This window comes from Streptomyces sp. CA-106110, assembly GCF_050936285.1.
In the GTDB taxonomy this organism is placed as follows: Bacteria; Actinomycetota; Actinomycetes; order Streptomycetales; family Streptomycetaceae; genus Streptomyces.
Map to the genome: position 1 here is coordinate 1,841,415 of NZ_JBNJNB010000001.1, position 15,102 is coordinate 1,856,516.

At 71.8% G+C, this 15,102-nt stretch carries 13 protein-coding genes; 7 read left to right on the forward strand and 6 right to left on the reverse strand.

The annotated features are described in order from the left end of the window. Positions 1-44 precede the first annotated feature (44 nt). Together ACQEXA_RS08555 and ACQEXA_RS08560 are read left to right on the forward strand one after the other, a co-directional pair. A complete protein-coding gene (locus ACQEXA_RS08555; RefSeq protein WP_432935530.1) occupies positions 45-875 on the forward strand; it encodes a DeoR/GlpR family DNA-binding transcription regulator in 831 nt (276 codons plus the stop codon). 81 nt (positions 876-956) lie between these two features. Beyond that, positions 957-1,469, forward strand: a complete 513-nt coding sequence (locus tag ACQEXA_RS08560; RefSeq protein ID WP_432935528.1) for an SRPBCC family protein — start codon at positions 957-959, stop codon at positions 1,467-1,469. On the opposite strand, the gene ACQEXA_RS08565 is transcribed toward ACQEXA_RS08560, so the two are convergent. Next, entirely contained in the window at positions 1,437-2,561 is a 1,125-nt protein-coding gene (locus ACQEXA_RS08565; protein ID WP_432935526.1) for a PLP-dependent cysteine synthase family protein, read from the reverse strand. The genes ACQEXA_RS08560 and ACQEXA_RS08565 overlap by 33 nt on opposite strands. Positions 2,562-2,969: 408 nt before the next feature. Here ACQEXA_RS08565 and ACQEXA_RS08570 point away from each other — a divergent pair, with 408 nt between their 5' ends. Together ACQEXA_RS08570 and ACQEXA_RS08575 are read left to right on the forward strand one after the other, a co-directional pair. Then, on the forward strand, positions 2,970-3,293 hold the full coding sequence (locus tag ACQEXA_RS08570) for a hypothetical protein (RefSeq protein ID WP_359396508.1): 324 nt from the start codon (positions 2,970-2,972) through the stop codon (positions 3,291-3,293). Positions 3,294-3,534: 241 nt separating this feature from the next. Continuing rightward, positions 3,535-4,059, forward strand: coding sequence for an ATP-binding protein (locus ACQEXA_RS08575; RefSeq protein WP_359396510.1), 525 nt, complete (start codon positions 3,535-3,537; stop codon positions 4,057-4,059). A 51-nt stretch (positions 4,060-4,110) separates the two neighbouring features. Here ACQEXA_RS08575 and ACQEXA_RS08580 read toward each other — a convergent pair whose 3' ends face one another. The 5 genes from ACQEXA_RS08580 to ACQEXA_RS08600 all read right to left on the reverse strand — a co-directional run bounded on the left by ACQEXA_RS08580 (position 4,111) and on the right by ACQEXA_RS08600 (position 10,142). Continuing rightward, complete coding sequence (locus ACQEXA_RS08580) at positions 4,111-6,672, reverse strand: ABC transporter permease (RefSeq protein ID WP_433129276.1); 2,562 nt, start codon at positions 6,670-6,672, stop codon at positions 4,111-4,113. Then, positions 6,669-7,499, reverse strand: coding sequence for an ABC transporter ATP-binding protein (locus ACQEXA_RS08585; protein ID WP_432935521.1), 831 nt, complete (start codon positions 7,497-7,499; stop codon positions 6,669-6,671). Before ACQEXA_RS08585 ends, ACQEXA_RS08580 begins: the two co-directional genes overlap by 4 nt. Further along, positions 7,496-7,789, reverse strand: a complete 294-nt coding sequence (locus tag ACQEXA_RS08590; RefSeq protein ID WP_359396515.1) for an SHOCT domain-containing protein — start codon at positions 7,787-7,789, stop codon at positions 7,496-7,498. Before ACQEXA_RS08590 ends, ACQEXA_RS08585 begins: the two co-directional genes overlap by 4 nt. 425 nt (positions 7,790-8,214) lie before the next feature. Continuing rightward, the gene (locus ACQEXA_RS08595; RefSeq protein WP_433129278.1) at positions 8,215-9,456 is read right to left on the reverse strand and encodes an ROK family protein; all 1,242 of its coding nucleotides are present in this window, start codon (positions 9,454-9,456) and stop codon (positions 8,215-8,217) included. Next, a complete protein-coding gene (locus ACQEXA_RS08600; protein WP_432935517.1) occupies positions 9,453-10,142 on the reverse strand; it encodes an alpha-ketoglutarate-dependent dioxygenase AlkB family protein in 690 nt (229 codons plus the stop codon). Before ACQEXA_RS08600 ends, ACQEXA_RS08595 begins: the two co-directional genes overlap by 4 nt. A gap of 196 nt (positions 10,143-10,338) precedes the next feature. On the opposite strand from ACQEXA_RS08600, the gene ACQEXA_RS08605 reads away from it, so the two are divergent. The 3 genes from ACQEXA_RS08605 to ACQEXA_RS08615 all read left to right on the forward strand — a co-directional run bounded on the left by ACQEXA_RS08605 (position 10,339) and on the right by ACQEXA_RS08615 (position 15,083). Next, positions 10,339-11,481 (forward strand): methyltransferase, encoded by a 1,143-nt coding sequence (locus ACQEXA_RS08605; RefSeq protein WP_432935515.1) that lies wholly within the window; start codon positions 10,339-10,341, stop codon positions 11,479-11,481. A gap of 388 nt (positions 11,482-11,869) precedes the next feature. After that, entirely contained in the window at positions 11,870-13,705 is a 1,836-nt protein-coding gene (locus tag ACQEXA_RS08610; protein ID WP_432935513.1) for a glycoside hydrolase family 15 protein, read from the forward strand. A gap of 211 nt (positions 13,706-13,916) precedes the next feature. After that, positions 13,917-15,083, forward strand: coding sequence for an MFS transporter (locus ACQEXA_RS08615; RefSeq protein WP_432939811.1), 1,167 nt, complete (start codon positions 13,917-13,919; stop codon positions 15,081-15,083). Positions 15,084-15,102: the final 19 nt, after the last annotated feature.

Consider the following 15,102-nt stretch of genomic DNA (forward strand, 5'->3'; position numbering starts at 1 on the left):
GACGCCAAGCCGCAGCAGATCGGGCGAAAGGGAGCGAAGCGGACGTGAGTGAGAATCAGAACCTCCTCGCGGAACAGCGCCGCGCCCTGATCGTGGACGAGGTACGACGGCGCGGCGGGGTTCGTGTGAACGAGCTGACCCGCAAGCTCGGCGTCTCCGACATGACGGTCCGGCGCGACCTCGACGCGCTCGCCCGCCAGGGCGTACTGGAGAAGGTGCACGGCGGTGCGGTGCCGGTGGTGGAGGCGAGCACCCACGAGCCGGGGTTCGAGGCCAAGTCGGGTCTGGAGCTGACGGCCAAGGAGGACATCGCACGGACCGCGGCCGAGCTGGTCGCACCGGGCTCGGCGATCGCTCTGTCCGGCGGTACGACGACATACGCGCTCGCCCATCATCTTCTCGATGTGCCGGATCTGACCGTCGTCACCAACTCGGTGCGCGTGGCCGACGTCTTCCACTCGGCGCAGCGCACGTCCGGCCGGCGGCAGGGCGGCGCCACCGTCGTGCTGACCGGCGGTGTGCGGACTCCCTCCGACTCGCTTGTGGGGCCCGTGGCCGATCAGGCGATCGCCTCGCTCCACTTCGACCTGCTCTTCCTCGGCGTCCACGGCATATCCGTGGTGGCGGGCCTGTCGACGCCGAACCTGGCGGAGGCGGAGACCAACCGGCGGCTCGTGCAGTCCGCACGCCGGGTCGTGGTGGTCGCCGACCACACCAAGTGGGGGACGGTGGGGCTGAGTTCGTTCGCCGCGCTGGAGCAGGTGGACACGCTGGTGACCGACGGGGGGATGCCCGCCGAGGCACGCAGGGAGATCGCGGAGCACCTCAGGCGGCTGGTGGTGGCCGGGGAAACCGAAGAGGATACAGACATCTGACGGCTCAGCGGCTATGGTGACGCCGGCCCGGCACCCCCGCTTCCGTTCGGGAACTGCGCTTCCCTCGAGGAGGTTGCGTCGATGGCACGTCAGCTGCGCCCGGTGGGGCTCGACTTCCTGCGGACCGCTCCCGTGCGGCTGGTGTTCGCGCGGGAGATCACGGCACCTCCCAAGGCGGTCTTCGGGGCCCTCGCCGACGACGTCCCGGGCTGGAGCGACTGGTTCTCCGCCGTGACCCTCGCCCGGCCCCTCGACGAAGGCGCCCGGCGTGATGTGCGTCTGACGGGCGGCGCCCGCTTCCTGGAGACGGTCGTGGCGGCCGAGCCGGACGAGGTGTACGCGTACCGGGTCGACGAGACGGGCGTGCCCGAGATCCGTGCGCTCCTCGAGGAGTGGCGGCTCACGCCCGCCGGCCCGGGCACCCGGGTTCAGTGGACCTTCGCGGCCGACGGGCCCGCGGTCCTCCGGTTCGCGCTGAAGGGCGCCCGCGCGGGTCTGGGACACGCGTTCCGCGGCGCGGTCACGGCACTGGACCGAAGGCTGACGAGGATGGGCCCAGGATCAGCCCGGCCACACCCCGGTCGCCAGCAGTGACTCGATGACCGCCGTGTACGGAGCGATGTCCAGCCCCTCCTCGGCGAGCCACGCGTCCGAGTAGTACTTGTCCAGATAGCGGTCGCCGGGATCGCACAGCAGGGTCACCACGCTGCCCGTGCGCCCCTCGGCCACCATCTCGGCGACGATCTTCAGCGCGCTCCCCAGGCCCGTGCCGGTCGAGCCGCCCGCCTTGCGGCCGATGGCTCCCTCCAGGGCCCGTACGGCGGCGACGGCGCCCGCGTCCGGGACCTTCATCATCCGGTCGATGACGCCGGGCACGAAGCTCGGCTCCATCCGGGGCCGCCCGATGCCCTCTATGCGCGAGCCGCAGTCACAGGTGACGTCCGGATCGCCGGTCGTCCACCCCTCGAAGAAACACGAGTTCTCCGGGTCGGCCACGCAGACGCGGGTGTCGTACTGCATGTAGTGCACATACCGCGCGATGGTCGCCGAGGTGCCTCCGGTGCCCGCCGTGGCGACGATCCACGTCGGCACCGGGAACCGCTCCAACTCCATCTGGCGGAAGATGGATTCGGCGATGTTGTTGTTGCCGCGCCAGTCCGTGGCCCGTTCCGCGTAGGTGAACTGGTCCATGTAGTGGCCGCCGGTCTCCGCCGCGAGGGCGACCGAGGCCTCGTACATCTTGCGCGAGTCGTCCACGAAGTGGCACCGCCCGCCGTGGAACTCGATGAGCCGGCACTTCTCCGCGCTCGTCGTGCGCGGCATGACCGCGATGAAGGGCACACCGATGAGCTTGGCGAAATAGGCTTCGGAGACGGCGGTCGAACCGCTGGACGCCTCGATCACCGGGCGGCCGGGGCGGATCCACCCGTTGCACAGGCCGTACAGGAACAGGGACCGGGCGAGGCGGTGCTTGAGGCTGCCGGTGGGGTGGGTCGACTCGTCCTTCAGATACAGGTCGATGCCCCACTGCTCGGGCAGCGGGAAGCGCAGCAAGTGGGTGTCCGCCGAGCGGTTGGCGTCGGCCTGGACCTTGCGGACAGCCTCTTTGAGCCAAGCGCGGTACTCGGCATCGGTGCGGTCGACGTCGTACGTCCCGCTGGGGCGGGTGATCTGCGGAGTGCTCACCGCGGGGCTCCTTACCGGGGTGCTCCGACGCCTCGTTCACACGGTCGGACGCCTCGATGATAGACATCTTCGGCACGCTTCTCACCTGCATAAACACCCCTTTGAGCTGCTCAAAGGCTCCCTGGGGAGGACGACGCAAAACGGTGGGGGCGCATCCGCGCGAGTGCGCCGGATACCCTGCGCGACCCCACCATGCACACTGGTGCGAGGCCCCGGGGGCAGGCAGACTGCACCGCGGGGACGCCGATCGCCGCGGTCGGGCACCGCGCGGACGCCGACCCCTGAGGCGCGGCAACCTGGATGACACAGCCACTGGATCACGACCGAACTCGATCAGGGCCACACCGGATCGCGACCACGGGCGATCCGGACCGGGCACAGCCGAACGCAGCGAAGGGGCGGGACATCATGGCGGAGCCGGAGTTCACGGCCATGGGCGTGCGCATCGGAAAGGGGCTACGGTCACTCACCCGGGCCGGACAGGTCCGGATCAGCGACGGCAGACTGCGGCTGCTCACCAGCTACGGCAGCGAGATCGACAGCGCGCCGGTGCAGGCGGTACGGGCCTCCAGGCCCTGGTTCGCGCCGCATGACCGGGCGTCGGCCGATGTCAACGGCACCCGTTATTCACTGATCCTCGGCGACCACGACCCCGCGCCCGGGCAGCCGGGGCCCCCGTCGGCACGCCGGTTCGTCGACGCGGTCCGCAGGGCGGCAGGTCGCGACGGCTGAACGCGGCGCGAGTTGCAGGAAGGCACCCCCTGAGTCACGCTGGTCTCACATCACTCTGGGTTTACCGGCGATCACGCTGAAGAACCAGCCCGCCGGTCACGACGCGGGCGGCCCCCGTACGAAGCCGTACCGCACCAGGCGGCCGGAGCACTCAGCCGCACAGCAGGCGGCGGTACGACCGGCCCTCCTGCTGGATCCGATCTCCGTCTTCTTCCGGACCTCAATTCGGGGAGTCGCAGCCGTGATCAGCCAGCCAAGCAGGCACTGCACGGTGGAGCTCCAAGCCCTGCCGTGGCGGATCGGCCAGGTCCGCAGAATCGTATCGGCGCAGTTGCGCTACTGGCATCTGGATCCCTTGATAGACCGGGCCGCACTGGGTGTGACGGAGTTGTTGACCAACGTCCACCTCCATGCCCAGCCCGACAAGACCTGCACCGTGGAGATGGAGCTCCTGCTCGACCGCCTCACCGTCTCGGTGCACGACCACGATCCGCGCCTGCCGGAGCTGTGCGACGCGGGTGTCTCCGCCACCAGCGGACGGGGTCTCGCGATGGTCGCGGCGGTGTCCGACAGCTGGGGAGCGCGCCCGGACGGCGACGTGGGCAAGGTCGTGTGGTTCACGCTTCCCGCGCCGTCCTCGGCACCGCCTCGGCCGGTGCACGGCCTGGCCCCGTACGAGAAGGCGCTCGACGCGTCGGCCCACACGCTCGCGGTCGACGAGCACGGCACACCACACACTCCCGCCCGGTCCGCCGTTGCAGGCTGACCGGGCGGTGAGCCCTCCTTCGGTGCGTTTCCGACGCGGGCCTCGCGCGGATCATTCCGTGGCGATGGCGCGCAGGACGTCCAGGCGGGCGGCCCGCCGGGCGGGGCGCAGCCCGGCGAGCGCACCGGCCGCGAGGCCCACCAGCGCCACCACGAGGAGTTGTGCGGGCGGCAGAGCGAAGGCGAACGCGGTGGCGGAGGCTCCGTCGGACGACTTCACCAGCACCCAGCCGAGGAAGGCGCCCAGGACAAGGCCGCCCGCCGTGCCGAAGGCGGCCACGAGGATCGACTCCCAGCGGACCATGGCCCGCAGTTGGGACCGGGTCTGGCCGACCGCCCTGAGGAGGCCGAGCTCACGGATGCGCTCGTGGACCGCCAGGGTCAGGGTGTTGGCGATGCCGAGCAGGGCGATGAGCACGGCCAGCGCGAGGAGTGCGTAGACCAGGGTGAGCATCATGTCGATGCCACCGGCCGACGACTGCGCGAACTCGTCCCGGGTCTGCACGGAGGGATTGCCGTACCGGGCGGCGACCTTCTGCACCGCGGCCTTCCCCTCGGCCGTGGCGACACCGGGCTTGAAGGACACGGCGACGAGCGTGTCGGAGTCCTGGGTGCGGTGCGGAGCCCAGGCGGCGCGGGTGATCACGTAGTCGCCGGCGAGTTCGGAGCGGCCGTAGACCGCGCGGACCGTGAACGGGCGCGTGGTGCCGTCGGTGAAGGTGAGCCGCGCCGTGGTGCCCAGTGCCAGGTGCTGCTTGTCGGCCTCCTGCTCACTGATCGCGATGCCGTCGCCGCCGAGATGGTCGAGAGAGCCGTGTACGGGTGCGAGATCGAAGACCCTGCCGAGGGCGACGGGGTCGGTGACGGTCAGCGCCCGTCCGCTGCCGTCCACCTTCGCCACTCCGCGGCCGAGGCCCACGGCGTCCTCGACGCCGGGCTGGCGGGCGATCGCGGAGGCCAGCCCCGGGCTCAGCCCGCTGCCGCCCGCGCCGAACGACGGGGTGCTGACGGCGACATCTCCGGCGAAGGACCGGGACACGGTCTGGTCCATGGTGGCCTTCAGGGACGCGCCGAACACGGTGAACAGGGAGACGACGGCGACGCCGATCATCAGCGCACTCGCGGTGGCCGCGGTCCGCCGCGGGCTGCGCAGGGCGTTGCGGCGGGCCAGGCCGCCGGTGACGCCGCGCAGCCGGTCGAGCGGGGCGCCGAGGACCTGCACGGCCGCACGGGAGGCGACCGGTCCGAGGACCACGAAGGCGGCCAGGGCGAGCACGGCGCCCAGTCCCGCCAGCCACAGCGAGGAGTTCACCAGTACCCCGGTCAGGGTGCTCATGACGGCCACCGCCATGAGTGCGCCGCCCACGATCGCACGGGTACGCGAGGCGCCGGAACGGTCGACGGCGCTTTCGCGCAGCGCGGCCAGCGGCGCGGTGCGCCCGGCCCGTACGGCGGGCAGCAGGGCGGAGCCGAGGCACACCACGGCACCGACCATCAGCGGCAGCACCAAGGACGGGCCACTGATCACCAGATCGCCGTCGGGGAAGGGGAATCCGATGGCCGGGAAGAGGGCCTGGAGCCCCGCCGCGATGCCGAGGCCGCCCGCCAGCCCCGCGGCCGACGCGACGACGGCGACGGCGCTCGCCTCGAGCAGAGTGGCGACGGTGACCTGGCGGCGCGCGGCGCCGAGGGCCCGCAGGAGGGCGTTCTCCCGGGTGCGCTGGGCGACGACGATCGCGAACGTGTTGTGGATGGAGAAGGTCGCCATGAGCAGTGCGACGCCGGAGAACACCAGGAGGAAGGTGGTGAAGAGGGTCAGGAACTGACTGGAGATCATGTCCGTGTTCTCCTGGGCCGACTCCTGGCCGGTGATGGCCTCGACTCCCTTGGGCAGCGCACGTGTCAGTCGGGCCACGAGCTCCGTCTGACTGACCCCGGGACGGGCACGCACCTGGATGCTCGCGGCCTGACCGGGCCTCGCGGTGAGGTACTTCTCGGCGTCTGCCTCGGTCATTCCGGTGAAGGTCACCTGCGCCATGCCGTCCTGGCCGCCGAAGGTCGCGAGGCCGACGATCCTGACCTGCACGGGATCGGGCGTCCGCAGGGTCGTGGTGTCGCCGATCCGCAGGTGCCCCTTCTTGGCCGCCCCTCGGTTGACGATGACTTCGCCGCTCTTCGCCGGGGCCCTGCCCTCGGCGAGTCGATAGGGGTTGAGCTGCGCGTCCGTGATCCAGTTGCCCGCGAGGGTGGGCGGGCCCTGGCCGCCGATGGGCTTGCCGTCGGCGCCGACGAGCTGGCCCCGGCCCTGGATGCCCGCTGCCGCCGCGGCCACGCCGGGAGCCTTCTCGACGGTGCGGACCAGCGAGGTGTCGACGGGCTGTCGTACGCCCTGGCTCTCACCGGGCGTGGTGATGGTGTCGGCGCTGCGCACGACGGCGTCGGTCCCCGCGGTGGCGTCGCCGAACATCGTGCTGAAGCTCGCGCGCAGCGTGTCGCCCATCACCAGCGTGCCCGCGAGGAAGGCGACGCCGAGGAACACCGCGGCGAACGTACCGGCGAAGCGCCTCTTGTGGGCACGCAGCGAGGAGGCGCCGAGGCGCACGGACGGGTTCACGACCTCACCTCGAAGGCCTTCATACGGTCGAGGACCTTCTCGGGAGTCGGTGACTCCATGCGGTCCACCAGGCACCCGTCGGCGAGGAAGACGACCTCGTCGGCATGGGAGGCGGCGACCGGGTCGTGGGTGACCATGACCACGGTGCGGTCCATCCCGCGCACCGCCCTGCCGAGCAGGCCCAGCACCTCCTCGCCGGAACGGGAGTCGAGGTTGCCGGTGGGTTCGTCGGCGAAGACGACATCGGGCCGGCCGGCGAACGCACGGGCCACGGCGACGCGTTGCTGCTGGCCTCCGGAGAGCTCGGCGGGCCGGTGGTGCAGCCGGTCCCGCAGTCCCACGACGTCGATGAGGGCGTCGATCCACTCCTGGTCGCCCCGGCGGCCGGCCAGGTCGACGGGCAGGGTGATGTTCTCCGCGACGGTCAGTGTCGGCACCAGGTTGAAGGCCTGGAAGACGAAGCCGATGCGGTCGCGGCGCAGAAGGGTGAGGCGGCGGTCGTCGAGCCGGCTCAGATCGGTGTCGCCGATGAAGGCGGAGCCCGAGGTGAGCGTGTCGAGGCCGGCCGCGCAGTGCATCAGGGTGGACTTGCCGGAGCCGGAAGGTCCCATGATCGCGGTGAAGCGGCCGGCCGGGAAGCCGATGCTGACCCCGTCCAGTGCCCGCACGGCGGTGTCGCCGGCGCCGTACACCTTGACGGCGTCGACGACCCGGGCGGCCGTACGGGGGGCCGTGGTCGCAGAGGCGGCGCGCTGGGGGTCCCCCGAGGCATGGTGCCCGGGGAAAGCCTCGTCCGGAGTGGCGGTGGGCGTCGGGCGGGAGGTCATGCGGCACCGCCCTTGCCCGTGCGGCCGAACTGCTCGTCCAGGACGGAGAGCCGGCGCCAGTACTCGTCCTCGTCGATCTCCCCGGAGGCGAAACGGCGACCGAGCACGGCGATCGGCGAGTCGCCCGCCGTACGACCCTCCAGGCCGCGCCAGGGTGCGCCGCGGCGGTGCCAGGCGGTGCGGCGCAGGACGGTCACGACGCCGAGCACGACGGCCGCCCAGATCAGCGGGAAGAACAGGATCCAGGGGCCGGGGCCGGGGCCGCCGTCCCAGTGGGCCAGGGTCTGCATCTCGGGTCATCTCCTCGGTGGGTTCTGCGGTGATGACTCGAGACTCGGGCAGAAAGGGGGTCCGGGTCGTCGTACGGCCAGCGGCAGTGCGCATACCGCCCGGGGAGTACCCGAGCGCTCGGTCCCTGCTCCCCCTCCCGGCCTCGGCGTGGACAGCAACGGGCCGTCCTCACCGAGCACTTCGCAGGGAGCGGCGGGCAGAGCCACCGGCCGCCGTACGAGGTCGGCAGGCCCCGCCTTCTGTTTCCGTGCCCGAGAGCCGCCTCCTGGCCTCCTTCCTCGACCGGTGGCGCAGGGTCATGCCCTGTCTCCCGGGGAAGTACACGGCCGCCGGGATCGCCCGCGGGACGGCGGGGATCATCACACCGGCGACTGTGCGGACGGCCACTCGCGGTGATGCTCGCCCCTGACGTCGGCGGCCGCGGTCAGACCAGCGCCGCCAGCGGATCGTCCAGTACCGGCTGCCAGGCCAGCTCCGCCGCGCCCACCAGGCTGTTGTGGTCCAGCGTGCAGGGGAGGATGGGGACTCCACCGCTGCTGCGGCCCCACAGACTGCGGTCGGCGACCACCGCGCGGAGCCGCTCGGGGTCGGCCTCCACGAGCGTGCGGTGAAGCCCGCCGAGGATGATGCGGTCCGGGTTGAGGATGTTGACCAGTCCGGCAAGACCGAGGCCCAACCGGTCGATCAGTACCTCGACGGCGGTACGCACGGCCGGGTCGGCAGGGTAGCCGGTGCGGATGAGGTCGTCGGCCTGCTGGAGCTGCGAGACCTCCGGGCCGGCGTCGCGGCCGGCCTCCTGCAGGAACGCCAGCGGATCCGCTTCCACGTCGAGGCAGCCGCGGCTGCCGCAGTGGCAGGGCCGTCCCTCGGGGTTGACGGTGAGGTGTCCCACCTCGAGCGCGAGCCCCGAACTGCCGGTGTGCAGCCGACCGTCGAGCACCAGCGCACCGCCGACGCCCCGGTGCCCGGTGGCCACGCAGAGCAGATCCCGGGAACCGCGGCCCGCGCCGTGCCGGTGCTCGGCGAGCGCGGCGAGATTGACGTCGTTCGCGGCGAAGGCGGATCCGGTGATGCCCGCGGCGCGCACGCACTCGGCGAAGATCTTCCGCACCGGAGCACCCACCGGCCAGGCCAGGTGGAGGGGGTTGAGCGCGAGTCCCTCGGGTTCCGCGACCGCGGACGGCACGGCGAGCCCTGCGCCCACACAGCGTCGTCCCGTCTCGTGCAGCAGACCGGCGCCCGCCTCGACCACCGAGCGCAGCACCTTCGCCGGATCGGCGTCCACGGTCTCGCAGCCGGGCGCGGTGGCGACGATCCGGCCGCCGAGCCCGACGAGCGCGGCCCGGAAGCCGTCCGCGTGCACCTGGGCGGCGAGCGCGACAGGGCCGTCCTCGGCGACCTCCAGCCGGTGCGAGGGCCGGCCCTGCGCACCCGCGGCGGCACCCGGGTGCGCGTCCACTCTGATCAGCCCCAGCGCCTCCAGCTCCGCGGCCACCGCTCCGGCGGTCGCCCGGGTGACACCCAGCTCGGAGGTGAGCACGGCACGCGTCGGCGCACGTCCGGTGTGCACCAGCTCCAGCGCGGGGCCGAGCGCCCCGCGCCCCCGGTCCAGCCGCGTCCGTGTGTTCCCTTCCCCTGACGTCCGGGGGGCCGCCTTGCCAGTCATGAAGGGGAGTCTCCCATGATCCGCTCGGGGCCGGTCCGCCAGCCGCCGACCCGCAGCGTGATGTTCAGCCGCCCCGTCAGCCCCAGCCAGGGTGGCGCCGTCCCCGGCTGCACCCGCGGCACCCCGTGGTAGGCGAGCCGTGCCGGGCCGCCGAAGACGAACAGGTCCCCACTGCGCAGCTCCACGTCCGTGTAAGGGCGCGTCCGGGTCTCGGTGTTGCCGAAGCGGAAGACACAGGTGTCGCCGAGGCTCAGCGAGACGACGGGAGCGTCGGACTTCTCGTCGCTGTCGCGGTGCATGCCCATGCGGGCTCCGGCGCCGTAGAAGTTGATCAGCGCGATGTCGTACGGCTCGGACGGCACCTCCCGCGGGCCGAGGGCGGCGGTCACCGCCTCACGGCCGAGGTCGGCCAGCCAGTCCGGCAGAGGCTTCACGGGGGCGCCGTCGCCGTCGACCGCCGTGCGGGCATAGCCGTACGGGTACCAGTGCCAGCCGAGGCAGACCTGCCGCGAGGTCATCGTGCCGCCGCCGGGGGTGCGCACGGTCCGCAGTCCCGCGGGCGGCCGGGCCCACTCCCTACAGGCCGCGAGGAGCCGGAGGCTGCGATCCGCGTCCAGCCAGTCGGGCACATGGACCGCGCCGGGCACGACCTCGCTCCGGCTTCGCGGGAATAGCTCGGCGTCCATGGCCCCATCATCACGCATCAAGCGCGGACGGAGACCGGGTCGACAGGGTCCCCCTACGGGGCCGAGCCGCGGCGAGCCGACGGCTCGTGCGGGGAGTCCGGCGGGCGGCGACCAGGACCACGGCGCGAGCCCGGCTGCCCCCACACATCGGCCGACGACCGGGACCCGCGACCTGCTCGGCTAGCCTGGACGCACGATGAACGACCGTTTGACCACGCCCTGGGGCGAGTACGCGCTGACCCGCTTCCCCGAGGATCCCCGCGACCGGCTGCGCGCCTGGGACGCATCGGACGCGTATCTGCTGCGGCACCTCGCGGCGAGCGGCACCCCGCTGGGCGGCACGGTCGTGGTCCTCGGAGACCGATGGGGAGCCCTCACCACGGCGCTCGCGACGCATCGCCCGACACAGATCACCGACTCGTTCCTGGCCCACGAGGCGACCCGGGAGAATCTGTCACGCAACGGCGTCGACGCCGACGCGGTACGGCTGCTCACCACGCGCGACACACCGCCCGCCCGGATCGACGTGCTCCTCGTCCGGGTGCCGAAGAGCCTCGCGCTCCTGGAGGACCAGTTGCACCGGCTGGCGCCCGCGCTGCACGAGAAGTCGGTGGTCGTCGGCGCCGGGATGGTCAAGGAGATTCACACCTCGACGCTGCAGCTGTTCGAGCGGATCATCGGCCCCACGCGCACCTCGCTGGCCGAGCAGAAGGCCCGACTCGTCTTCTGCACCCCCGACCCGGCACTCGGCCGGGGTGCCGACCCATGGCCGTACCGCTATGAACTCCCCGGGGACATCGGCCTGTTGTCCGGCCGCACCGTCACCAACCACGCGGGGGTCTTCTGCGCCGACCGCCTCGACATCGGAACCCGTTTCTTCCTGCGCCATCTGCCGCGCAGCCGGGGCGCCGAGCGGATCGTGGACCTGGGCTGCGGCAACGGGGTCGTGGGGTTGGCCGCCGCGCTGGCCAACCCGGAGGCCGAGCTGGTGTTCGTCGACGAGTCCTACCAGGCGGTGGCCTCGGCGGAGGAGACATACCGGGACAACGCCGGGGGGCCGGCGGAGTTCCGCGTCGGCGACGGCCTGGCCGGGGTACCGGCCGCGAGCGTCGACCTGGTCCTGAACAACCCGCCGTTCCACTCCCACCAGGCGACGACGGACACCACGGCCTGGCGCATGTTCACCGGAGCGCGGCGCGCCCTGCGCCCGGGCGGCGAGCTCTGGGTGATCGGCAACCGCCATCTGGGCTACCACGTGAAACTGCGCCGCCTCTTCGGCAACAGCGAACTGGTCGCGAGCGACGCGAAGTTCGTGGTCCTGAAGGCCGTCAAGAAGTAGCCGGTCCGTCGACCGGGCCACCCCGTACGGCACGCGACGGCGCGCTGGACGCGACGCGCCCCGCCGCCGGCCGGACGTGTCCGCCGTCCCCGGTATCGGCCCGTCCCCCGGTGTCGGCCCGTCCCCGGTGCTCCAGCCGCGACCATCTCCTCCCGGAGCCCGCCGATCTCGGCCCACTGCGATCCGTACCGATCAAGCCGGCCTCCATGGCCAGGACAGAGGATCAGCGTCACGACACCCGGCGACGGCCGCTCCGTACGCACCGAGGCGGGCCGTCCCACGAGCGCCTCGCTTCCCGTGCCCCCCCTCTTCCCCTGCGCCTAAGCTGTACGTGCGGTGCCCGCGCCGGGCGCTCACAGGAGGCTGAGCGGGCGCACAGGAGGCTGAAATGGCCGAGACGACGTTCGAACAGTACGTACCCGGGGGCTCCCGCTACCTGCCGATCGCGGACCACGGGCTGATCGGTGATCTGCGCACGGTGGCCCTGGTGGGGACCAACGGCACCATCGACTGGTACTGCTGCCCGGCCTTCGACCGCCCCAGTGTCTTCGGGGCGATCCTGGACGCCGATCGGGGCGGATGCTTCAAGCTGGCCGCGACCGTACCCGCACGGACCAAGCAGTTCTACTTCCCCGACACCAACGTCCTGATCACACGGTTCTTCACGGAGGACGGCGTCGGCGAGGTACAGGACTTCATGCCCGTCGGCGAGAACTGTGTCGAGTGCGAGCGGCACCGGCTGATCCGCCGGGTCCTGTGCGTGCGCGGCTCCCTGCCCTTCCGGGTCCGGGTGGCTCCGCGGTTCGACTACGGCAGGCAGCCGCACACCGTCCAGTTGCTCGGCGACGTGGCCGTCTTCGAGTCCGCCGATCTGTCGCTGGCGCTGACCTCCACCATCCCCCTCGAGGGCGACGACGTCGACGTATGGGCGGACTTCAAGCTGTCCGAGGGCGAGTCGGCGGTGTTCGCGCTCGACCAGGTCGCCGCTGACCTGGCACCCCGCATGTGTGCGCGCGCCGAGGCGGAGCGGCAGTTCGCCACCACGGTGGAGTACTGGCGGCGCTGGTTGTCCGCGTCCCGCTACCGCGGCCGGTGGCGGGAGATGGTACACCGCTCCGCCCTCACGCTGAAGCTCCTCACCTACGCCCCGACCGGCGCCATCGTGGCCGCGCCCACCACCAGCCTGCCGGAGACGCTCGGCGGCGAGCGCAACTGGGACTACCGGTACGTCTGGGTACGCGATGCGGCCTTCTGCGTCTACGCCCTGCTGCGCCTGGGCTTCCCGGGCGAGGCGGCGGCTTTCATGAATTTCGTGACCCGGCACATCATTCCGGGCGACGGCGGTCCCTCGGGCCCGCTGCAGATCATGTACGGCATCGACGGCCGCACCGACCTGCCCGAGTATGAACTGGACAACCTGGAGGGTCACCAGGGATCCGCGCCGGTACGGATCGGCAACGCCGCCGCCGACCAGCTCCAGCTGGACATCTACGGCGCGCTCATCGACTCGATCTATCTGTACGACAAGTGGGCGCAGCCCATCTCCAGCGACCAGTGGGACGACGTCTGCAAGCTGGTCGACTGGGTCTGCGCCCACTGGGAACAGCCCGACGAGGGCATCTGGGAGACCCGCGGCGGCCGCAAGAGGTTCCTCTACTCACGGCTGATGTGCTGGGTGGCGATCGAGCGCGCCATCCGGATCGCCACCCACCGGGGACTGCCGGCCGAGCTGCCGCGGTGGCGGCAGTGCCGTGACACGATCTACCGGCGGATCATGCAACGAGGCTGGTCCGAGGCACGCTCGGCCTTCGTCCAGCACGAGGACGACGACGTGCTCGACGCGGCGCTGCTCATGATGCCGCTGGCCAAGTTCATCGCGCCCACCGATCCCAAGTGGCTGTCCACGCTCGACGCCCTCACCCAGGACCTGGTGTCCGACTCGCTGGTCTACCGCTACGACCCGCAGGCGAGTCCGGACGGGCTGCGGGGCGACGAGGGCACGTTCTCCATCTGCTCGTTCTGGTACGTCGAGGCGCTGGTACGGGCCGGGCGCCTGGACGAGGCACGGCTGGCCTTCGAGAAGATGCTCACCTACGCCAACCACCTGGGCCTGTACGCCGAGGAGATCAGCCAGTCCGGCGAACAGCAGGGCAACTTCCCACAGGCGTTCACACATCTGTCGCTGATCAGCGCGGCGTTCAATCTGGACCGGGCGCTGGGCTGAGGGCACGCGTCGCGGCCGGCACCCGTGTCTCCCCGGCATGCACCGCGACCACTGACATGCGCCGCGACCACACGACCGGCGGGACGGGTCATCCGGGATCCGGGATTCCGGGTGCCCGCACCCGCGCTCTGTCAGCTCCCTTGCACCACTCGGTACAGCCACCTAACCTGAATTTGTGCCGCTACTAAACAAACTCACCCCGCACAGCGCCGTGCCGGGCAGTGACCTCACCCGTCTGCGCATCGCCCTCACCGCCTTCTTCGCCCTTGACGGCTTCATCTTCGCGGGCTGGGTCGTCCGCATTCCCGCGGTCAAGGAGCAGACGGGCGCCTCGGCGGGCGCCCTCGGGCTCGCACTGCTCGGGGTCTCCGCCGGCGCGGTGATCACCATGACGCTCACCGGACGGCTCTGCCGCCGTTTCGGCAGCCATCCGGTGACCGTGGTCTGCGCCGTCCTGCTGTCACTGAGCGTGTCCCTGCCCCCTCTGACGCACTCGGTGCTCACGCTGGGGCTCGTACTGCTGGTCTTCGGAGCGGCATACGGCGGCATCAATGTGGCCTTCAACAGCGCCGCCGTCGATCTGGTCGCGGCGCTCCGCCGGCCGATCATGCCGGGCTTCCACGCCGCGTTCAGCCTGGGCGGCATGGTGGGCGCCGGGCTCGGCGGCCTCGTCGCGGGATCCCTGTCCCCCACCGTGCACCTGTTCAGCCTCACCGTGATCGGTCTACTGGTGACCGCGGTCGCCGGGCGCACGCTCCTTCGGGAGGAGCCTGCGGTGCCGCCCGAGCGCGCCCGGCCCGAACGCACATCGCACCACCCGGACATGCGCACCCGCGGCCTGGTCACCGTCTTCGGCCTGATCGCGCTCTGCACCGCGTACGGCGAGGGCGCCATGGCCGACTGGGGTGCGCTGCATCTGGCGCAGGATCTCCACGCCCACCCGGGTGTGGCGGCGGCCGGCTACTCGTGCTTCGCGCTCGCCATGACGGTGGCCCGGGCCGGCGGGACCAGACTGCTGGAACGCCTCGGGCGGGTCCGTACGGTGGTGGCGGGCGGCGCCACGGCCGCGGCCGGGATGCTGCTCGGATCGCTCGCGCCCTCCGTGTGGGGAGCCCTGCTCGGCTTCGCGATCACCGGGCTCGGCCTCGCCAACCTCTTCCCGGTCGCGGTGGAACGCGCCGGCGCGCTCGCGGGGCCCAGCGGGGTGGCGGTCGCCTCGACGCTCGGCTACGGCGGCATGCTGCTCGGCCCGCCCGCGATCGGGTTCATGGCGGAGTGGTACTCGCTGCCCGTGGCGCTCACCAGTGTGGCCGTCCTGGCGGCGATCGCCTCGGCCATCGGCTACGGAACGCGCCACGCGCCCTCAGGCCCCCGGTGACACCACGGGGAGAGACCAA